The 18,772-nt window shown below is 69.7% G+C and carries 16 protein-coding genes; 8 read left to right on the plus strand and 8 right to left on the minus strand.

What is annotated here, in order from left to right; genetic code table 11:
- Positions 1-111 precede the first annotated feature (111 nt).
- The gene (locus AACL56_RS25830) at positions 112-2,007 is read left to right on the plus strand and encodes an ATP-binding cassette domain-containing protein (RefSeq protein WP_339092638.1); all 1,896 of its coding nucleotides are present in this window, start codon (positions 112-114) and stop codon (positions 2,005-2,007) included.
- Between the two features lie 114 nt (positions 2,008-2,121).
- Entirely contained in the window at positions 2,122-3,930 is a 1,809-nt protein-coding gene (locus AACL56_RS25835; RefSeq protein WP_339092639.1) for a phospholipase D family protein, read from the plus strand.
- 6 nt (positions 3,931-3,936) lie between these two features.
- Here the strand turns inward: AACL56_RS25835 and AACL56_RS25840 are convergent, their stop codons facing one another.
- The 4 genes from AACL56_RS25840 to AACL56_RS25855 all read right to left on the minus strand — a co-directional run bounded on the left by AACL56_RS25840 (position 3,937) and on the right by AACL56_RS25855 (position 8,971).
- Positions 3,937-4,857: a copper chaperone PCu(A)C gene (locus AACL56_RS25840; RefSeq protein WP_339092640.1), complete on the minus strand. Its 921-nt coding sequence runs from the start codon at positions 4,855-4,857 to the stop codon at positions 3,937-3,939.
- A gap of 32 nt (positions 4,858-4,889) precedes the next feature.
- Positions 4,890-7,196, minus strand: a complete 2,307-nt coding sequence (locus tag AACL56_RS25845; protein WP_339092642.1) for a TonB-dependent receptor — start codon at positions 7,194-7,196, stop codon at positions 4,890-4,892.
- A 117-nt stretch (positions 7,197-7,313) separates the two neighbouring features.
- Positions 7,314-7,685, minus strand: a complete 372-nt coding sequence (locus tag AACL56_RS25850) for a DUF2946 family protein (protein ID WP_339092644.1) — start codon at positions 7,683-7,685, stop codon at positions 7,314-7,316.
- Between the two features lie 11 nt (positions 7,686-7,696).
- Positions 7,697-8,971 carry a TraB/GumN family protein gene (locus tag AACL56_RS25855; protein ID WP_339092645.1) on the minus strand — a complete coding sequence of 425 codons (1,275 nt, stop codon included), beginning with the start codon at positions 8,969-8,971 and terminating at the stop codon, positions 7,697-7,699.
- A 64-nt stretch (positions 8,972-9,035) separates the two neighbouring features.
- On the opposite strand from AACL56_RS25855, the gene AACL56_RS25860 reads away from it, so the two are divergent.
- Together AACL56_RS25860 and AACL56_RS25865 are read left to right on the plus strand one after the other, a co-directional pair.
- Complete coding sequence (locus AACL56_RS25860) at positions 9,036-9,449, plus strand: VOC family protein (RefSeq protein ID WP_339092646.1); 414 nt, start codon at positions 9,036-9,038, stop codon at positions 9,447-9,449.
- The gene (locus AACL56_RS25865; protein WP_425337044.1) at positions 9,446-10,660 is read left to right on the plus strand and encodes a toxin-antitoxin system YwqK family antitoxin; all 1,215 of its coding nucleotides are present in this window, start codon (positions 9,446-9,448) and stop codon (positions 10,658-10,660) included. Before AACL56_RS25860 ends, AACL56_RS25865 begins: the two co-directional genes overlap by 4 nt.
- A 229-nt stretch (positions 10,661-10,889) precedes the next feature.
- Here the strand turns inward: AACL56_RS25865 and AACL56_RS25870 are convergent, their stop codons facing one another.
- Genes AACL56_RS25870 through AACL56_RS25880 form a run of 3 tightly spaced genes read right to left on the minus strand, consistent with a single transcriptional unit; the run spans position 10,890 to position 13,886 of the window.
- Entirely contained in the window at positions 10,890-11,864 is a 975-nt protein-coding gene (locus tag AACL56_RS25870; RefSeq protein ID WP_339092647.1) for a Bug family tripartite tricarboxylate transporter substrate binding protein, read from the minus strand.
- Between the two features lie 40 nt (positions 11,865-11,904).
- Positions 11,905-12,123 carry a hypothetical protein gene (locus tag AACL56_RS25875; RefSeq protein WP_339092648.1) on the minus strand — a complete coding sequence of 73 codons (219 nt, stop codon included), beginning with the start codon at positions 12,121-12,123 and terminating at the stop codon, positions 11,905-11,907.
- Positions 12,120-13,886, minus strand: a complete 1,767-nt coding sequence (locus AACL56_RS25880; protein ID WP_339092649.1) for an FAD-dependent monooxygenase — start codon at positions 13,884-13,886, stop codon at positions 12,120-12,122. Before AACL56_RS25880 ends, AACL56_RS25875 begins: the two co-directional genes overlap by 4 nt.
- A gap of 88 nt (positions 13,887-13,974) precedes the next feature.
- Here AACL56_RS25880 and AACL56_RS25885 point away from each other — a divergent pair, with 88 nt between their 5' ends.
- Entirely contained in the window at positions 13,975-14,850 is an 876-nt protein-coding gene (locus AACL56_RS25885; protein WP_339092650.1) for a helix-turn-helix transcriptional regulator, read from the plus strand.
- Here the strand turns inward: AACL56_RS25885 and AACL56_RS25890 are convergent.
- A complete protein-coding gene (locus AACL56_RS25890) occupies positions 14,823-15,917 on the minus strand; it encodes a fumarylacetoacetate hydrolase family protein (protein ID WP_339092651.1) in 1,095 nt (364 codons plus the stop codon). The genes AACL56_RS25885 and AACL56_RS25890 overlap by 28 nt on opposite strands.
- 151 nt (positions 15,918-16,068) lie before the next feature.
- On the opposite strand from AACL56_RS25890, the gene AACL56_RS25895 reads away from it, so the two are divergent.
- The 3 genes from AACL56_RS25895 to AACL56_RS25905 all read left to right on the plus strand — a co-directional run bounded on the left by AACL56_RS25895 (position 16,069) and on the right by AACL56_RS25905 (position 18,746).
- The gene (locus AACL56_RS25895) at positions 16,069-17,247 is read left to right on the plus strand and encodes a DUF3108 domain-containing protein (RefSeq protein WP_339092652.1); all 1,179 of its coding nucleotides are present in this window, start codon (positions 16,069-16,071) and stop codon (positions 17,245-17,247) included.
- Between the two features lie 103 nt (positions 17,248-17,350).
- On the plus strand, positions 17,351-17,662 hold the full coding sequence (locus AACL56_RS25900; protein ID WP_339092653.1) for a BTH_I0359 family protein: 312 nt from the start codon (positions 17,351-17,353) through the stop codon (positions 17,660-17,662).
- A gap of 217 nt (positions 17,663-17,879) precedes the next feature.
- Positions 17,880-18,746 (plus strand): ChaN family lipoprotein, encoded by an 867-nt coding sequence (locus AACL56_RS25905; RefSeq protein WP_339092654.1) that lies wholly within the window; start codon positions 17,880-17,882, stop codon positions 18,744-18,746.
- Positions 18,747-18,772 lie beyond the last annotated feature (26 nt).

Genomic DNA, 18,772 nt, shown 5'->3' on the forward strand with positions numbered 1-18,772 from the left:
CTCTATCTAAATAGGGAAGCAACGCCCCTCCTCAGCCCACACCTATATAGAGGAGCGCAATCTTCCCCCTGGATCACCCTCCTTGGTGGCTCCTCCGATAATTCGCGCCACATGGCACTCATCACACTCCTCGACGCCCAATTGGCGTTCGGTCACGTCCCGCTGCTGGATCATGCGGACTTCTCTCTTCTCGAATCGGAACGCATCGGCCTGATCGGCCGCAATGGTGCAGGCAAGTCGTCGCTCCTCAAGATACTGGGCGGACTGGAGAAGGCCGATGACGGCACGCTCCAACTCCAGCAGAACCTGCGCGTCGCCTATGTGGCCCAGGAACCTGCGCTGGACATGGATTCGGATGTCTTCACGGCGGCGAGCCAGGGCCTGGCCCCCGTGATCGCGGTGCGCGACCTCTACCTCTCCGGTGCGGAAGGGCTCGATCTCGACGCGCTCCAGTCGCAGATCGAGGCCTACGACGCCTGGAACTGGGAGCAGCGCGTGGAAGAAACGCTGCACCGCCTCCATCTCGACCGCGGCGCCCGCGTCGGCTCCCTCTCGGGCGGCACGCGCAAGCGCGTGGCCCTGGCCCAGGCCCTGGTGGCCGCACCCGACGTCCTGCTGCTCGACGAGCCCACCAACCACCTGGACCTCGACTCCATCGAGTGGCTCGAGCAACTGCTCATCGACTTCAAGGGCAGCATCGTCACCATCACCCACGACCGCAGCTTCCTGAACCGCGTCGCCACCCGCATCGTCGAACTCGATCGGGGCAAGCTGGGCTCCTACCCCGGCAACTTCGAGCAGTACCTGCTGCAGAAGGAAGAGCAGCTCGCGCAGGAAGCCGTGATCAGCGCCAAGGCCGACAAGCTGCTCGCCCAGGAAGAGATCTGGATCCGCAAGGGCGTGGAAGCGCGCCGCACGCGCAGCCAGAGCCGTATCACCCGCCTGCAGGAGTTGCGCGCGAGCCGGGCCGCCCGTCGCGAGGTGCAGGGCAGCGTCAACATGGACGTGGCTTCGGGCCAGTCCAGCGGAAAGATCGTGGCCGAACTCACGGAAGCCACCAAGTCCTTCGGCGAGAAGACCGTCATCCGCAAGTTCAGCGGCACCATCCTGCGCGGCGACAAGGTGGGGCTGCTCGGGCCCAACGGCGCCGGCAAGACCACCCTGCTGAAGCTCATCCTCGGCGAACTCGAGCCCGACAGCGGCAAGATCCGCCGCGGCACGAACCTGCAGGTGGCGTATTTCGACCAGATGCGCGACAAGCTCGACCTCGACGCCACGCTGGAAGACTTCATCAGCCCTGGCAGCGAGTGGATCGAGATCGGCACGCAGAAGAAGCACGTCAAGAGCTACCTGTCGGACTTCCTCTTCTCCCCGGCGCGCGCCAATTCCCCCGTGCGCTCGCTCAGCGGCGGCGAACGCAACCGCCTGCTGCTGGCGCGACTGTTCGCGCGGCCGGCCAACGTGCTGGTGCTCGACGAGCCGACCAACGACCTCGACATCGACACCCTCGAGCTGCTCGAAACCCTGCTGCAGGACTACGACGGCACCGTGTTCCTCGTGAGCCACGACCGGACGTTCCTCGACAACGTGGTGACCAGCACCATCGCCTACGAGGGCGACGGCCGCTGGCGCGAGTACGAAGGCAGCGTGCAGGACTGGCTGATCCAGTCCAGGCGCGCCAGGGAGATCGCCGAGCAGCGCGCCGCCGCGGCGCCCGCCCCCGTGGCGGCCCCGGCGCCAGCGCCGTTGGCGGAAACCCCGAAGGCCGTGGGCGTCCGCAAGAAGCTCTCTTACAAGGAGCAGCGCGAGCTCGACGCCCTGCCCGCCCAGATCGAGGCGCTCGAGGAAGAACAGAAGCGCATCACCGAGATGCTCGAGCTCGACGGCGGCGCCATCTATGCCAGCGACGCCTCACGCGCGGCGGAGATGGCCGAGCGCCACGCGAAGATCGACGACGAACTGCTGGCGGCGCTCGAGCGCCAGGAAGAACTGGCCACCGGCCGCTGACGCCATCGCCGGCATCCGCGCCGGCGCCTGTCTTGCGTCCCGCCGCACGTCCGACGCGCGGCAGCCGCAGACTAGGCTATACATGCGGCTCCCCCTCCAAGCCCCGGGAGCCGCATGCCTTCTTCCTTCCTGACGTTTTTCCGCCGGACCGCCGCACTGCCGGCCCTCCTCGCGCTGCTGATCCTGAGCGCCTGCGCGCAGCTGCCTCAGAACGTCGACCGTCCCGTCTCCACCGCCATCGCGGCCCCGGCCACCGGGACCGCGCTGGCCGACCTGGTCCGGCAGCGCCGGCAGGCCGAGAAGGCGCGCTACGAATCCGGCTTCCTGCTGCTCGGCGGCCCGCAGGCCGCCTACGGCAGCCGGCTGGCGCTGGTCGAAGGCGCGCAGAAGACGCTCGACCTGCAGTACTACGCGATCCACGCCGACGCCAGCACCGGCCGGCTGGTGCGCGGGCTGCGCGCGGCGGCCGAACGCGGCGTGCGGGTGCGGGTGCTGCTCGACGACTTCCACACCACCGGCCGCGACGCACTGGTGCTCGGCCTGGCCTTCATTCCCAACATCGAGATGCGGCTGTTCAACCCGCTGGCCGGCTCGCGCGACTCCACCTTCAGCCGGCTGTTCAACTCGATCGACGACGCCTCGCGCATCCAGCAGCGCATGCACAACAAGCTGTTTCTGGCCGACAACGTGCTGGGCGTCACGGGCGGGCGCAACCTGGGCGACGCCTACTTCGGCAATGCGAACACCGGCAACTTCGTCGACGTCGACGTGCTGGCGGCGGGCCCGATCGTGCAGGACTTGTCGCGCAGCTTCGACAGCTACTGGAACAACGAGCGCGCCTACCCGGTGCAGTCGCTGGTCACGCGCGAGGAGCTGCAGTCGATGCGCGAGCGCGCGAAGAAGGCCGACCAGGAACTGGTCGAGCAGGCACTGCGCGACCACGACGACGCGCCCGCCGCGGAGCCCCGCAGCAAGCCCGACGACAACGGCCCGCCCACCGCGGAGCAGCGCGCCCGCGTCTGGGACGAGAAGCCGCTCGACCTGCGCACCGCCACCTTCGTCTGGGCGCCGGCCGTGATGCTGGCCGACAAGCCGGGGAAGATCGCCGCCGATTCCGGGCCGGACACCGCCAAGGCGCCGGGCCTGGTCGTCAGCCGGCCCGACGACAAGGCCGGCGCTTCGCGCAGCGTCACCTCGCTGGAAGCCGCCTCCGGCCTCGCCGCCGGCGGCGACACGGTGGTCGAGGGGCTGCTGCAGCTGATCGGCCAGGCACGCTCCGACCTGCTCATCATTTCGCCCTACTTCGTGCCCGGCAAGGACATGCTGCAGGCCTTCTCCGCAGCGCGTGCGCGAGGCGTGCGCATTCGCGTGCTGACGAACTCGCTGGCCTCCAACGACGCGCCGGTGGCGCACGTGGGCTATGCCCGGCACCGGGAGGCGCTGCTGAAGATGGGCATCGAGCTCTACGAATTGCGCAGCGAGCAGAGCAATTTCGGCACGGTCTTCGGGTCCACCGGGAGCAGCGGCGGGGGAGGAGGCGCTGGCAGCGGTGGCCGTGCGGGCGGCATGGGCAGCGGCAGCGTGACCGGGGAGTCGCGCGCGATGCTGCACTCGAAGGTGCTGGTGATGGACGGCCGGCTGCTGGTGGTCGGATCGATGAACCTCGACCTGCGCTCGCAATTGCAGAACACCGAGATCGCGCTGCTGATCCGCAACGACGAGCTGTCGCGCGCGGCGTCGGCGCAGATCGAGCGCGGCATGGCCGAGCGCTCGTGGCATGTGGAGCTGGCCGACGGCGCGCTGGTATGGCGCGCCCCGAAGGACAGCGGCCTGAAGGACGCCACCACCGAGCCCGACACCAGCCTGTCGCTGCGGCTGATGCTCAGGCTCTTCGGGCCGCTGGCGCCCGACTCGCTGCTCTGAAGAAGATCAGTGCTTGTGCTGATGCGCCGCTGCGGCGGCATCGGCACCTTCGGGCGCGCCCACGGGCAGCGTCACGTCCAGCGCCGTCTTCACACCCTTGGAGTCCTCGAACCTCAGCGTCATCGGCACGGTGGCGCCCTTGGCCAGCGCACCCTTCAGGTCCGTCATCATCACGTGGAAGCCGCCGGGCTTGAGTTCCACCGTCTGGCCCGCGGGCAGGTCGAGCCCGCCTGCGAGTTCGCGCATCTTCATGACGTCGCCTTCCATCTTCATCTCGTGCACCTCGGCGTTGCCGGCGGCGGGCGTCGAGACGCCCACCAGCTTCGTGCCGGTGGGCGCAGTCAGCTTCATGAAGGCGCCGGTGCCGCTCTGGCCCGCCACCGACTGGCGGACCCAGCCGTCGCGCACGTCGACCGTGGCCACGCCCTGCGCCACCACGTCGAGCTTTGCGGCCGGGCTCTTCAGGCCGGCGGTGGAATTGCCCGACGCCGGCACTTCGGCCCAGTCGGCCACGCCGGTGTCGCAGGTCTGCAGCACCTTGAACCACAGGGTGCCAGGTGTCGCGGGCACCTTGCCGCGCAGCACGAACTCGGCGCGCTCGCTGTTGGGCAGGGCGCTGTCGGGGGTCTCGGCGGTCCAGCGGACCTCGCCGTCGGCGTTCTTCTCGCCCTTCTTCACATCGAGCTTCCAGCCCTTGCGCGCCTGCGCGTCGCTCAGCACGAAGCCCTTGGGCAGGCGCACGGCCAGTCCGGTGGTGGCCTTGGCGCCCTGGCAGGCGTGGCCAACGCGGAAGGCCGCGTCGTAATCGCTGCCCACGGTGGCGCCGCCCGGCGGCAGCGTCACGTGGGCAAGAGCGGCGCTCACGCCCGTCAGCATCGCGCATGCGGCGATGGTCTTCAGCGTAGCCAGCGGATTCTTCTTCGTCATGTGGTGTGGTCCTTGCGGTTGGGATGCGGGAGTCAAAGGTCGAACTTGAGTTCGGCCACGTAGGTGCGCTGCGGATACGGGTGGAAGGCCCAGTACCTGTTGTTGTTCAGGTTGTCGATGCCGAAGGAGGCGCTCCACTGCCGGTCGATCCGGTAGCGGATGCGCGCGTCGACCACGAAGAACTTCGAGAAGCCCATGTAGGCGAAGCCGTTCGGGTCGCTGCTGTCGAGCGTGCCGTACTGCTTGCCGCTGTAGCGCGCGCCGACGGTGTAGCTCCACTTCGCGTCGGGCCGGTAGGTGGCGAGCAGCGACGCGCGCACCCGCGGCACGCGCGGCTGGTCGTGGCCGACGCTGGCCGGAAAGCCGCTGTTGGCCGCGATCTTCGATCGGGTCAGCGTGAGGCTGCCGCTCAGGTCGAAGCCCTTCACGCCCACGTCGACCGCATTCAGGGCCACCTCGAGCCCGCGGGTGCGGATGGCGTCTACGTTCTGCACGGTGCTCACGAGGTTGTTCAGGGCCTGGCTGTACAGCGCGTCCTTGGTGTTCTCGAAGAACAAGGTGGTGCGCAGCACGCCGTCGAGCCCCCAGCCCTTCAGGTCGCGTTCGGCGCTGAGCTCGGTGGTCCACGAGCGCTCGGGGCGCAGGTTCGGGTTGGTGTTGACGATGCGGTTGCCGTCGATCGAGCCCTGGTAGAGCTCGGTCACGGTCGGCATGCGCACCGCGCGGCCGGTCGAGGCCTTCAGCAGCCAGTCGGACGTGGCCTGCCAGGCGACGGCGGCCTTCGGCGAGTCGTAGCTGTTCCTGCGCGGTGCGAAGTCCAGCAGCGTGTTCGCGTTGCCGAGCTGGCCGCCGTAGGCTTCCCAGCGCTCGTGGCGCAGGCCGAGCGTGGTCTTCCAGTCCTTCGCGAAGCGCCAGGTGTCCTGCACGTAGAGCGACTGCAGCCGGGTGTTGCCGTTGAAGGCCGAGAACGGCGTGACGGGCGGCCCGCCGATCCAGTCGAGCGTGTTGCCGACGTTCGTGCGCAGGCGCGCGGTGTCCTGCTGGAAGCCGAAGTCGACCACGTGCGCGCCCACGCCGTCGGCGGAGCCGGTCGGCCGCCAGGTGCCGGCGGCCTTGAAGGTGTTCCAGCCGGAGCCGCCCATGTCGGTCGTGCGGCCCGGGCCGCCGCCGAAGGCGGCGGGCAGCGGCGTGGTGGGCGTGCGCGAGGTGTCGCGCGCGTAGTCGAACAGGCTGGCCGCCACTTCCCAGTCGAACACGCCGCCGGTGTGGCTCTTCACCGAGAGGCCGTGCATGTAGTGGGTGAGCGCGGTCTCGGTCGGCGCGAGCGCTGCGCTCGGCGAATCGAGGTTGTACGTGCGCCCGGCGATGTTCACGCGCCCGCCGTACACCGGCCGGCCGAGCGGGTCGCGCAGGTAGGTGTCGACGCCGCCGTGCGTGGTGTTGTTCCAGGCGCCCAGCGTGTAGGTGGCGCGCACGGTGGGCGAGAAGTCGTACGCCACCTTGAGCTTGGCCTGCTCCTGGGTGGTGTCGTAGATGGTCGACCCGCCCACCAGCCACCACGGCTGGTTCGACGGGTTGAGCCCCGGCGCCGCGCCGGTGACGGGCGTGCCCGCATTGCCGATGGTTCCGGCGCTCACCAGCCGGTTGCCGAACACCAGCGCCTGTCCCTTGCTGTGGGTGCGCGAGGCGCTGAGCCACCACGACCAGTCGCCGCTGCGGCTGCCCAGCGACAGGTCGAGCTGCTGGCCGGCTGGCGAGGAATGGCTGTTGTACAGGTCGAAGTTCGACGCGAAGCCGCTGAGCTTGACGTGCGCCTCGAGCTGCGTGGGCATGCGCGTGACGTAGTCGACCACCGCGCCCACCGAGTTGCCGGGGTAGGCGGCCGAGAACGGCCCGTACAGCACGTCGACGCGTTCGATCTCCTCGGGCGACACCATGCCCCAGCGCGGCGCGTAGGTGGCGCCGTTGCCCAGCGGGTTGGACAGCATGATCCCGTCGGCGAACACCATCGAGCGCGCGCTGTTGCCCGTGCCCGATGCGCGCGTGGCGAGCACCGCGTGGTTGAAGTCGCCGATGTAGCGCTTGCGCACCACCAGGCTCGGCAGGTACTTGAGCGCGTCTTCGCTGTCGGTCGCGTTGACGGTTTCCACGATCTGGTCGTGCGTCACGCCTTCGATGGTGGTCGGGATCTGCGCGGGCAGCGAGGTCGGGCGCCCGCCGGTCACGGTGACGGTGCCGAGCGCGCGGCCGCCGGTCACGCTTTCAGCGGCTTCGGCCGGGGCTTCGGCGGAAGTGGCCTGCTGCTGCGCCAGCGCAGGTGCGCCAAGGGGAAATGCCATGGCGATCGCCAAGGCGCGGGAATGCTTTTTCAAGGGAAACCTTCTCCACGAAACTTCAAGCCAGAAAGGCCGGATGCGCACGTCGTGCGTGCGCATGCAGCTATGGTTTTGAGAGCGTCAGGAGAGGGTCGGGGGCCCGCGCGCCGGCAGCGGCGCGGCGGTGGCCGCGGCCAGTCGCGCGGCAGGAATCGCCTGGACCACGCGGCCCAGCGGCAAGGGAAGATCGAAAGCGGGCGTCGCCATGGCCGGCGGCGGGGCGCCGGTCAGCACGCACAGCGGGCAGTCCATGTGGGAGGCGCCCATTTCCTGGGCGCCGTCCTCGGTGTGGACCACCACCTTGATGGAGCCGGCGCTGGAGCACACCAGCTCCATCGCCTGCGGATGCACCAGCGGCGACGCCACCGCTACGCCCAGCGACAGCACGAACCACAGCAGCACCCAGCGGCCGAGAAGGCCGACGAGGCGGGTGGGCAGGCGCTGCAGGTGCATGGCGGTCGCGATTATCTGCGCACTTTGCCCTTGGCGGCAGGGGCCGCGGCCTTGGATGCGGTCTTGGCCGGGGCCTTTGCGGCGCTCGCCTTCCCGCCCTTGGCGGCGGGCGCGGCCTTGGCCGGCGCGCCTGCCGTTCCGCCCTTGGCCGCCGGCGCGGCCTTCTGCCCGCGCTGTCCCTTCACGGCCTTGCCGCCGCGCGCGGCCGCCCTGGGTGCCGGCGACGGCGCGGGCAAGGCCGCTATGGGCGCCGCCGTCTGCGCCTGCGCATCGACCAGCACCGGCGTCACGGTGAAGCCGCGCGCCGACATCAGCGCCGGGAGTCCCTGCGCGCCGATCATGTGCAGCGCGCCGACCGCGGCGAACACCCCCTTGCCGCTGGCGTGCAGACGCTCGATGCCGTCGGCGAGGTTCGGATTGCGGTCGTCGAGCAGGCGCTTCATGAGGCGCTGCTCGGCCGGCGTCTTCACGCAGTCGCACCAGTCGGCGTAGCGCGCCAGGCGCGCGGCATCGCTGCGCGCCCAGACGTCGGCCATTTCCTTGAGTTGGCCGCGCAGCTTGCCCGACTCGAGTTCGTCGAGCGCGGCATCGACCTGCTCGGCCTCCTCCGCCTCGGAGCCACCGGTGAGCACCTTGAGCTGCTCGGCGGCGCTCTCGAGTGCGACGATGGGCTTGTTGTTGTTGCGTGCCGAGACGGCCAGGGTCTCGTCCACGCCGAACTCGGGGTAGAGCCCGTCGGCGCGCGCAACCAGGCCGGACAGCGCGGTCACCTGCAGGATCGGCTGCAGCTGCGACAGGCTGCCCGGCGGCACGCAGGCCTCCGACGCCTGCCTCTCGAGCCGGCGGGCGCGCTCGCTGGTGAGCACGCGCGACAGCACGCCGGGGTCGGCCGGCCGGGCCAGTGCCTGGGCGGTGGCCTCGTCGCGCGAGTCGAGTTCCAGCGCGAGCGTGTCGCTCTGGGTCAGCGCCTTCTGGATGGTCGGGCCGGGCCGCACCCAATCGCCGCGGCCCACGTGCAGCGTGCCGTAGAGCCACGAGGTGCGCCCGTCGCGCTCGATGCGCCAGAGCACGCCGCGGTCGACGCCGTTGCGCAGCGCAGTGCCCGGCTTCTCGAGGCTGGCAATGGCCGAGGGCGGGCAGGCGGCATGCGCCGGGGCGAATGCAAAGACGCAGCAGGCGCCCGCCAGCAGTCCGGAGGACAGGCGCGGCAGCCGCTGCACGAGGCGCATGGGCGCCGAAAAATCGATGTCGCGCATCTTCGCGACGAGGATCCGGAGTATCCGCAAGGCTCGCTCCACGATGAAAGAAAGTCCGGCATTCTCACAGCACCGCTGCCCATAATCCGAAACCATGCAGAGCATCTTCCATCTTGCCTTTCACGTTCGCGACCTCGACGGCGCCCGCCATTTCTACGGCGGCGTGCTCGGTTGCGCCGAGGGCCGCAGCACCGACACCTGGGTCGATTTCGATTTCTTCGGCCACCAGATCTCGCTTCACCTCGGTGAGCCCTTCGCCACCACCCGCACCGGCCGCGTGGGCGACGCACTGGTGCCCATGCCGCATTTCGGCCTGGCGCTCGCGCTGCCCGACTGGCAGGCACTGGCCGCACGGCTGGAGGCGGCAGGCACCGAGTTCGTGCTGAAGCCGCACGTGCGCTTCGAAGGCCAGCCGGGCGAGCAATGGACGATGTTCTTCTGCGACCCGTTCGGCAATCCGATCGAGGTCAAGGGCTTCCGTTCCCTCGACACGCTTTACGACAAGTGAGCCCGCGCCGCGCCCCTTTCTGCAGACCCGCGGCGCTCCCGGGCAAGCCGGGGCGACTGCTGCGGGCCGCATTCGCAGCACTGGTGCCGCTGCTGGGCGCCGCCGCAGCCCACGCGCAGCTCGACTGCGACCTCAACGGCCGCAGCGTGAACCCCGCCAACGGCGCCACCACCGCCGGCAAGACGGGCCTGCTGCGCTGCAAGGACCGCGCGAGCGGCGAGCTGCAGCGCGAGGAGCAGCTGCAGAACGGCGTATTCATGGGCCTCGTGCGCATCTACGAAAAGGGCAAGCTGGCCAAGGAGCACAGCGTCAACGCCAAGGGCAACATCCAGGGCCGTGCGCGCGAGTTCTCGCCCACCGGCCGCGTGCTGCGCGAGGCCAACTACGACGACGGCCAGGAGCGCGGCCTGGTGCGCAGCTTCTACCCCGACGGCAAGCTGCGGCGCGTCATCTTCTATCCCGACACCGGCAGCAACAGCGAGCGCGCATCGGCCGAGTTCACCGAGCGCGGCCAGCTGTCGGCGCTGCGCTGCGCCGACGCGCCCACGCTGTCGCCCGCGGTCGACGACGCCAGGCTCTGTGGCTTCTCGGGCACCGGCCCGTCGCAGGTCGACCTCTTCGACGCGCAAGGCAGCCTGCGTTCACGGCTGTCGTACGTGTCGGGCAAGCGAACCCGTCTGCAGAATTTCTACGACAACGGCAAGACGGCCATGCTCGACGAGACGGTGGGCAACCAGCGCACCGAGCAGAACTACTCGTCCGAAGGCGTGAAGCGCCGCGAGACGGCTTATCTGCTGGTGGAGCGCGCCAGCGTGCGCGTTCGCGAACAGGCGTTCTCCGAGAAAGGCACGCTGGTGCGCGACCAGCGCTGGAACAGCGCGGGCGAGCCGATCGTCGACGACAGCTACTACCTCAACGGCCAGCCGAGCAGCAAGTCGGCGTACAGCGGCAGCGGCGACACCCGCACCGTCGAGATCACCGAGTTCTACGACACCGGCGAGCGCGCCGCGCTGGGCCGCTATCAGGTGGTGGGCCGCGGCCGGCAGATTCCGATCGGCACGCACCAGCGCTTCAGCGAGAAGGGCTCGCTGCTGGCCGAGTCCAGCTTCGACGCCAAGGGCCGAGTCACGCGCGAGCGCGCCTGGGACGAGAGCGGCGAGTTGCAGCGCGACGACGAGGTCTTCGAGGACGGGTCGCGCAAGGCTAGGTAGGCTCGCCCCCAGGATGCGCGCACTTCGTGTCGCTTCTCCTTCCCCCTACCGGGGGCAACACCAGAGGCCCGGCAAAGCCGGTTCCTCGGTGTTTCTTGGCTCGCCCCCGGATCGCGCACTTCGTGTCGCTTCTCCTTCCCTCTACCGGGGGCAACACTGGAGGCCCGGCAGCGCCGGTTCCCCGGTGTTCACGAAGCCGGCGGAGGGCAAGGCCTCCGCGCATGGCGGGTCAGTCGAGCTTGATTCCGGCCTGCTTGATGATGGGTCCCCAGCGGTTCGACTCGGCGCGCGACAGGGCGGCGAACTGGGCCGGCGTGCCGGGCATGGCTTCCATGCCGAAATCCTCGAAGCGCTTCTGCACGGCGGGCGTGCCGAAGGCCTTGTTCAGGTCGCCGTTGAGCTTGTTCACCACCGCGGCAGGCAGGCCGGCCGGGCCGAGGATGCCCTGGAAGGCGAACACCTCGGTGTTGGGCACGCCGACCTCGGCGAGCGTCGGGACGTTGGGCAGCAGCTTGCTGCGCGCGCCCGAGCCGATGGCCAGCACGCGCACCTTGTTGCTCTGCATGATCGACAGACCGGAAGCCAGGTCGAGGAACATGCAGGGCACCTGTCCGCCCATCACGTCGGCCATGGCCGGCGCCGCGCCGCGGTACGGGATGTGGGTGATGAAGGTGCCGGTGCGCACCTTGAACATCTCCATGGCCAGGTGGTGCGGCGAACCGTTGCCGGGCGATGCGTAGTTGACCTTGCCGGGGTTCGCCTTCACGTAGGCCAGGAACTCCTTGAAGGTCTTGGCCGGGAAGTCGGGATGCACGACCAGCGCCAGCGGGAACTTGCCGATCGCGCCGATGTAGGTGAAGTCTTTCTCGGGGTTGAACGGCAGCTTGCTGAACAGGTGCTCGTTGAAGGCCAGCACGGCGTTGTCGGCCGACAGGATCGTGTAGCCGTCGGGCTTGCTCTTGGCGACCAGGTCGGCGCCGATGTTGGTCGAGGCGCCGGGGCGGTTGTCCACCACGATCTGCTGGCCCAGCGTCTGGCGCATCGATTCGGCCAGCACGCGCGCGATCACGTCGGTGCCGCCGCCCGCCGGATACGGCACGACCCACCTGATGAGCTGCTGGGGGTATTCCTGCGCGTGGGCGAAGGGCGATGCGGCCACGGCGGCGCCGGAGGCGAGCGTGGCGAGAAGGGTGCGGCGATCCATGGATCAGTCTCCAGTTGCTTGTGTTGATCGAAAAGCTTGTTTACGAAGCGGACAGCGATGGTACGGGCAGCGCGTGCAGCGCGTCGGCCAGCGCGGCGCGGCAGCGCGCCTCGTCGCCCACCTGCTCGAACAGCAGCAGCGCGAGCCGCGCGAGGAACAGCGATTCGCGCTCGGCGCCCGCCTCGCTGATGGCGCGCGCGCATTCGGCGTAGAGGCGGTCGCGGGCGTCGGGGTGCAGGTGTGTCGTGGTCGTGGTCATGCGGAAAGCTCCTGTGCGGCGGCGCGGGCCAGCGCGGGTTGCAGGGCGCCGGGTGCGAGGCGGTGCCAGCGCGCGGCCACGTGGCCGTCGGGGCGCAGCAGGTACACCGCGCCATCGCCCGCGCCGAGCTCCTCGAACACCGCGGGCGATGCATGCGCGTCGGCGTCGTCGAAGCCAGGGCCGGCGATGGTGCGCACGGCAAAAGGCAATGCGCCTTGCCGCGCCGAGGCGACGTCGGCCGCCGGCGGCAACGCCACTTCGGGCCGCAGCACCAGCAGCGTGAAGGTCGGCGCGATGAGATCGGTGAGGTGGCCGCGCGCGAGTGGCTGCTCGGGCATCACTTCGCCCGGCAGCGGGCCGCCGGGCAGCGCTTCGCCCTCGGTCGAGAGCGGCGAACCGGCATAGCGCACGGCCTGCGTCTGGCGCGGGTTGATCAGCTGCGCGATGCCGCGGTGCGTCTCCGACAACGACAGCGCGGCTTCGCGCAGCAGGTCGAAGCCGCGCGACGGCGGCGACATGAACTCGGTGCTGCGCATCGCGTTCTCGGCGTTCACATGGAAGGCCGCGATGCGCTCCTGGGAGTACGCGTCGAGCAGCGCCGCGCCCGACAGGCCCTTGGCGACGAAGGCCAGTTTCCACGCGAGGTTGTCGGCATCGTCGAAGCCCGAGTTGAGCCCGCGCACGCCGAAGATCGGCATCGCGTGTGCCGCGTTGCCCGCGAACACCACGCGGCCGTGGCGGTAGCTGTCGAGCGTCATCGCGCCCGCGCGGTACACCGAGGTCCACACCGTCTTCCAAGGCAGATGGCCTTCGCCGATGGCGTCGAGGTGGCGCTGCACGAACTCGGCCACGGCCGGCGGCTGCAGTGCCTCCTCGGTGTCCTGGCCGGGGCGCAGCTGGTAGTCGATGCGCCAGATGTCGTCGGGCTGGCGATGCATCAGCACCGTGGAGCCGGGGTTCCACGGCGGGTCGAACCAGGCGCGGCGCTCGGTCGGGTGCCCGCTTTTCAGCTCGATGTCGATGATCACGTAGCGGCCCTCGTAGCCCGTGCCCTCGAGCGCGAGACCCAGCGCCTTGCGCACGAAGCTCTGGCCGCCGTCGCAGGCGGCGAGCCACTGGCCGTGGAGCCGGTAGGCGCCCCCGGCGTTGCGCACGTCGAGCGTCACGCCCTCGCCGTCCTGCGCGAGCGCAGTGAGTTCGGTGCCCCAGCGGATGTCGATGAGGCCGGGCGTCTGCTCGTTGCGGCGGAAGATTTCCTCGAGCAGGTAGTGCTCGGCGTAGTACTGCTCGAGATTGATCATCGGCGGCAGCTTCTGCTGCGCATCGGTCGGCATCTCGAAGCGGAACACCTCGGCCGTTTTGTAGAAGCTGCGGCCCACGCTCCACGGCAGACCCTTGGCCATGAAGTCCGGCAGCACGCCCAGGCGCTCCATGATCTCCAGGCTGCGCCGCGAGATGCACGCCGCGCGGCTGCCGACGCACACGGTGTCGTCGGCTTCCAGGATGACGCAGCGCACGCCGTGGTTCGCGAGCCCCAGCGCGAGCGCCATGCCGACCGGGCCGCCGCCCGCGATCACCACCGGGTGGCGGCCGGGCTCCATGCCGACGCCCTCGCCTTCGCCGTGTTCGAGCGGCGGCGTCCAGGGCTTGTAGCGCGTGTAGTGGAAGGCGCCGACGGAGGGCGGCAGTTCGGTGGCACTGGCCGGCGGCGGCACGGGACCGCTGGCGGCATCGCCGGGAGCGGCGGCGGGAGGGATCGTCATGCGACGGGATTGTCCCGATGCGCGGGCCGCGGCAATGTCATAACTTCGTACGAGGTAATTACCCTGATCCCGTCGATATTCCATCCGCATGAGACGCTGGCGCCTCCATCCTGCCGACACCGCACTGGCCGCCGCCGTGGTCGGCGACGTGCTGTCCGGCGTGGGCACCGCGCGCCTGGCGGCGAGCTACCTGAAGGCGATGCAGCGCGTGATGCCCGTCACCTTCTGCACCGTGTTCTCGGTCAGCGCGGCCGGGCGCATCGAGACGGTATCGGCCGCAAGCAGCTACGGCAGCACGGCCGAGCGCACGTCCGAGCGCTACGTGGCGCAGCGCTTCGACCAGCTCGACCCCAACATGGCGTGGCTGGCGGCGCGCAAGCTCCCCAAGCGCCCGCAGCTGTGGCTGGGCCACCAGCGCGCCGACGAGGTGGCCGACCCCGCGTACCGCGCCGCCTGCTACGGCGACGTGGGCATCCGCGAGCGCGCCTCGGTGCTGTTGCTCCTGCCCACGGGCCAGCGCGTGGCGGTGAGCTTCTACCGGAGCCTGGCGCAGCCCGAGTTCGATGCGGCCGATTTCGCGCGCATCGAGGCGCACGCCACCCTGCTGGCCGACGCCACCGCGGCGCACGGCCGCAGCGCGGTCGCGGTGCGCGAGGCCGTCGAGCCGGGGCTGGGCTCGCGGCTGCTGGCGCTGAGCCTGCGCGAGCGCGAGGTCATCGGGCACCTGATGGCAGGCCGCACGGCGAAGGAAGCCGCGCGCGAGATCGGCGTCGAGCTCACGACGGTGCGCACGCATCAGTACCGGGCGTTCCGGCGGCTGGGAATCCGGTCGCAGAAGGAACTGCTGCGGGGCGCGCCTTCCGCACCGCCCACTTCGCCAACTTCGCCAACTTCGCCAACTTCGCCAACTTCGCCCACGTCGCCGGAAGGCTCGGCTCAGTCGCCCGAGGCTTCCTCTTCCTGAGCCTCGGCGGGCGCGTCGCCCTGCGGTTTCACCAGCGACACCGGCGCCTCCTTCGGCCGCCCGGCCGTGGACACGATCTCCTGGTCGATGGCGCCGAACAGCGAGCGGCCGTCCAGGCCCTTCATCTCGATGCGGATGGTGTCGCCGAACTTCATGAAGTCGGTATAGGGCGCGCCGGACTGGATGGTCTCGATGCAGCGCTTCTCGGCGATGCACGAGTAGCCCTTGGGCCAGTCCATGTGGCCGTTCTTCTCGACGCCCTTGTTGCTCACGGTGCCGCTGCCGACGATGCTGCCGGCGCGCACGTTGCGCGTCTTGGCGATGTGCGCGATGAGCTGGCCGAAGTGGAAGGTCATCTCGGGACCGGCGTCGCACAGGCCGACCTTGCGGCCGTTCCAGTTGCTTTGCAGCGCCAGGTGCACGCGGCCCTTCTGCCAGGCCTCGCCGAGTTCGTCGAGCGTGACGGCCACGGGGCTGAAGGCGGTGGCGGGCTTGCTCTGGAAGAAGCCGAAGCCCTTGGCGAGTTCGGGCGGGATCAGGTTGCGCAGGCTCACGTCGTTGGCCAGCATCACCAGGCGGATGCCTTCCAGTGCCTGCTCGGGCGTGGCGCCCATGCGCACGTCGCCGGTGACGACGGCGATCTCGGCCTCGAAGTCGATGCCCATCGCCTCGCTGGGCACGACGACGTCGTCGGTCGGGCCGAGGAAATCGTCGCTGCCGCCCTGGTACATCAGCGGGTCCTGGTAGAAGCTCTCGGGCACCTCGGCATTGCGCGCCTTGCGCACCAGCTCCACATGGTTCAGGTAGGCCGAGCCATCGGCCCACTGGTAGGCGCGCGGCAGCGGCGCCATGCACATGGCCGGGTCGAACGGAAAGGCATGGCGCGTGCGGCCGGCGTTGAGGTTGGCGTACAGGTCCTGCAGCTGGGGGCTCATGAAGCCCCAGTCGTCCAGCACCTGCTGCAGCCGGCTCGCGATGCCGGTGGCGTAGTGGGCGAGCGTGAGGTCGCGCGAGACAACGACGAGTTGTCCGTCGCGCGAGCCGTCCTTCAGGGTGGCGAGTTTCATGATGCGGTGCGTGCCTGGGTGCGTGCAGGAGGAGAGGATGCGGCGCGGGCACCGGGCCGGGCGCTGCGCCCACTTAAACTGGTTGAACGGGCGGCAGTGTACCGAGGTGGTCTTCGTGAAACTCCATGCCCACACGCCACTCCACACACCGATGCCGACATCCGTCGCCAACCTCCCCCTGCCCCCCGGCCTGCCCGGGCGCCCGTCGTGGCGGGTGCTGGCGGGGCTGACGCTGCTGGTCGCACTGGTCCACCTGCTGGTGCTCGGGCTGGCACCGACGGCCATCGGGCCGGAGCCCTCGCCGCTGGCGAACAAATTCATCACGCGCACCATCGTGATCGCGCCGCCGGAAGCGGCAAAGCCGGCCGCGCCGGCCGCCGCGCCGGTGGAAGCCGCGCCGGCGCCACCGCCCAAGCCGCGCCGCCCGCGCGCGCCCTCGGTGCCGAAGCCGAAACCCGCGCCGACGCCGCAGGTGATGACCACGCCCGAACCGGTGCCGGATGCGCCCGTCGCGCCGGTGCCGGAGACACCCGACGCGCCCGACCAGACTGCCCAGGCCGCTACCGATTCAGGAGCAAAAGCCCCCGATGCACCGGCCGGCGGCCCGAATGGCGCGGGCGACGGTGCGGCAGGCGCGTCGAGCCCCGCCGCCGGCAACATCGCCGGCACGCAATCGCTGCGCGTGCCCGGCTCGGTCAAGCTGTCGTTCGCGGCCACCGGCCAGCGCGGCGCCTCGCCCATGCAGGGCGTGTTCGGCACGCTCGAATGGCTGCAGGACGGCAGCAGCTACGACGCGCGGCTCACGCTCAAGCTGCTCTTCAGCACGATCCTGAGCCAGCACAGCACCGGCAAGATCGGCCCGTCGGGCATCGAGCCTGACCGCTACTCCGAGAGCCGCCGCGGCGAGATCGCGGCGCATTTCGTGCGCGACCAGGGGCAGATCCTGTTCAGCAACAACGCGCCGTCGGTGCCGCTGGTGCCCGGTGCGCAGGACCGGCTCAGCGTGGTGATGCAGCTCGGCGGCCTGCTGGCGGGCGACCCGGCCCGCTACCCTGCGGGCAGCCACATCACCGTGCAGACCGCCGGCACGCGCGAGGCCGGCACCTGGGTCTTCAACATCGAGGGCGAGGAACGAATGACCGTGCAGGCGGGCGAATACACGGTGCGAAAGCTCACCCGCAGTCCGCGCAAGGAGTTCGACGTGAAGCTCGAACTGTGGCTGGCGCCCGAGCTCGGCTACCTGCCGGTGCGGATCAAACAGACACAGCCCAACGGCGACTTCGCCGACATGGAATTGCGTGAATCCCTGCCTGCGGGACCGTCAAACTGAGGAGAAAGTCACATTATCGAGGTCAAAGGCAAAAGTTAAACCGTTAGTTTTACTAAAAGACAACCAGACTTGAAACTGGCGCGTTGATTGCTATCTAACTCCCATGAACGCCATCGACATACTCACAGGGCCCGCCATGAACATGCTTTATGACTCGGAGTCTTTCGTCGTCGTGCACGTGCAGCCCAATGAAGGCGACGAGCCCGCGCAGCCCAACGGGCCGATGCTGGAACGCCACGGCTTCGAGATCGTGGACAAGCGCTCCGGCAAGGAGGTCTACCTCGATGGCTCCTGGGCTGAACTGTTCCAGCAGCAGATCGCCGCGTGGCAGCTGAACACCCCCACCCAGGAAGAAGTGGAAGACACGCTCGAGGGCTACGCTGAGCTGGCCCACACGCCGGTTCTGGTGCACTGAGCGAGCATTCAGCCCGATCCTGCTTCTCCGGTCTTCCGGCAGCAAAAAGCGCCCGCGGGGCGCTTTTTTCATGCAGCAGCGGCCAAAACCACTCTTCGATCGGCGTTTCTTCTTGCCGCCATTCAGTCCTGAAAACGCAAAGGCCGGAAGGATGCGTACAGCCACAAGCGGCAATGGACGGCGCGGCCGCCGCGCAGCGACGGCATAGTATGTGGCGATGCGTCCTCCACACCGGCCCTTCCGGGCGTCCCGCTTCCTGCTCCCGATGCTGGCCGTGACGGCCTTCGCGGGCTGCGGCGTATTCCCCTTCGGCGCCGACGCGCCCGATGCACCCATCCCCCGCCGCGTGGCCGCACTGCAGCCGGTCGACGCGCTGTTGCTCGGCGAGCAGCACGACGCGCCCGAGCACCATGCGATCGAACGCGAGACGGTCGAAGCGCTCGTCGCGCGCGGCCACCTCGCCGCGCTGGCGCTCGAAATGGCCGAAGAAGGCCGCAGCACCGCCGCGTTGGCTCCCGCCGCCACCGAAGCGCAGGTGCGCGCGGCGCTCGACTGGAGCGACAAGGCGTGGCCCTGGGCCAGCTATGGCCCGGCGGTGATGGTGGCGGTGAGGGCCGGCGTGCCGGTGGTCGGCGCCAACCTGCCGCGTGCGCGCATGAAGGACGCCATGGCCGATGTCTCGCTCGACGTGCAACTCAACGGCGAGGCCTATGCCGCGCAGCAGGACGCGGTGCGCGACGGCCACTGCAGGATGCTGCCCGAATCGCAGATCTTGCCCATGACCCGCGTTCAGGTCGGCCGCGATCGCGCGATGGCCCAGGCCATCGTCAAGGCGAAGCGCCCCGGCCAGACCGTGCTGCTGATCGCCGGTGCAGGCCACGTGACGCGCGCACTCGGCGTGCCGCAACACCTGCCCGACGACGTCCGCATCGCGACGGTGCGGATGCGGGCCGCGCCCGCCGATGCCGATGCAGCGGACACGATGTCCGGCGACTTCGACAAGACCTGGCGTACCGCCGCCTTGCCCGAGAAGGACTACTGCGCGGAGTTCAAGCGGCAGTCGCGTCCAGCGCCGAAGGCCTGACCCCGCCACGCACCTCCGCAAAAAAG

Source organism: Variovorax paradoxus (assembly GCF_902712855.1).
Lineage (GTDB): Bacteria > Pseudomonadota > Gammaproteobacteria > Burkholderiales > Burkholderiaceae_C > Variovorax > Variovorax paradoxus_Q.

What these genes read in the sequence shown, in the direction of transcription:
- AACL56_RS25830 (WP_339092638.1), top strand. Translation starts at nt 112, where the DNA reads ATGGCACTCATCACACTCCTCGACGCCCAATTGGCGTTCGGTCACGTC.
- AACL56_RS25835 (WP_339092639.1), top strand. Translation starts at nt 2,122, where the DNA reads ATGCCTTCTTCCTTCCTGACGTTTTTCCGCCGGACCGCCGCACTGCCG.
- AACL56_RS25840 (WP_339092640.1), bottom strand. Translation starts at nt 4,857, where the DNA reads ATGACGAAGAAGAATCCGCTGGCTACGCTGAAGACCATCGCCGCATGC.
- AACL56_RS25845 (WP_339092642.1), bottom strand. Translation starts at nt 7,196, where the DNA reads ATGGCATTTCCCCTTGGCGCACCTGCGCTGGCGCAGCAGCAGGCCACT.
- AACL56_RS25850 (WP_339092644.1), bottom strand. Translation starts at nt 7,685, where the DNA reads ATGCACCTGCAGCGCCTGCCCACCCGCCTCGTCGGCCTTCTCGGCCGC.
- AACL56_RS25860 (WP_339092646.1), top strand. Translation starts at nt 9,036, where the DNA reads ATGCAGAGCATCTTCCATCTTGCCTTTCACGTTCGCGACCTCGACGGC.
- AACL56_RS25870 (WP_339092647.1), bottom strand. Translation starts at nt 11,864, where the DNA reads ATGGATCGCCGCACCCTTCTCGCCACGCTCGCCTCCGGCGCCGCCGTG.
- AACL56_RS25875 (WP_339092648.1), bottom strand. Translation starts at nt 12,123, where the DNA reads ATGACCACGACCACGACACACCTGCACCCCGACGCCCGCGACCGCCTC.
- AACL56_RS25880 (WP_339092649.1), bottom strand. Translation starts at nt 13,886, where the DNA reads ATGACGATCCCTCCCGCCGCCGCTCCCGGCGATGCCGCCAGCGGTCCC.
- AACL56_RS25885 (WP_339092650.1), top strand. Translation starts at nt 13,975, where the DNA reads ATGAGACGCTGGCGCCTCCATCCTGCCGACACCGCACTGGCCGCCGCC.
- AACL56_RS25890 (WP_339092651.1), bottom strand. Translation starts at nt 15,917, where the DNA reads ATGAAACTCGCCACCCTGAAGGACGGCTCGCGCGACGGACAACTCGTC.
- AACL56_RS25895 (WP_339092652.1), top strand. Translation starts at nt 16,069, where the DNA reads ATGCCGACATCCGTCGCCAACCTCCCCCTGCCCCCCGGCCTGCCCGGG.
- AACL56_RS25900 (WP_339092653.1), top strand. Translation starts at nt 17,351, where the DNA reads ATGAACGCCATCGACATACTCACAGGGCCCGCCATGAACATGCTTTAT.
- AACL56_RS25905 (WP_339092654.1), top strand. Translation starts at nt 17,880, where the DNA reads ATGCGTCCTCCACACCGGCCCTTCCGGGCGTCCCGCTTCCTGCTCCCG.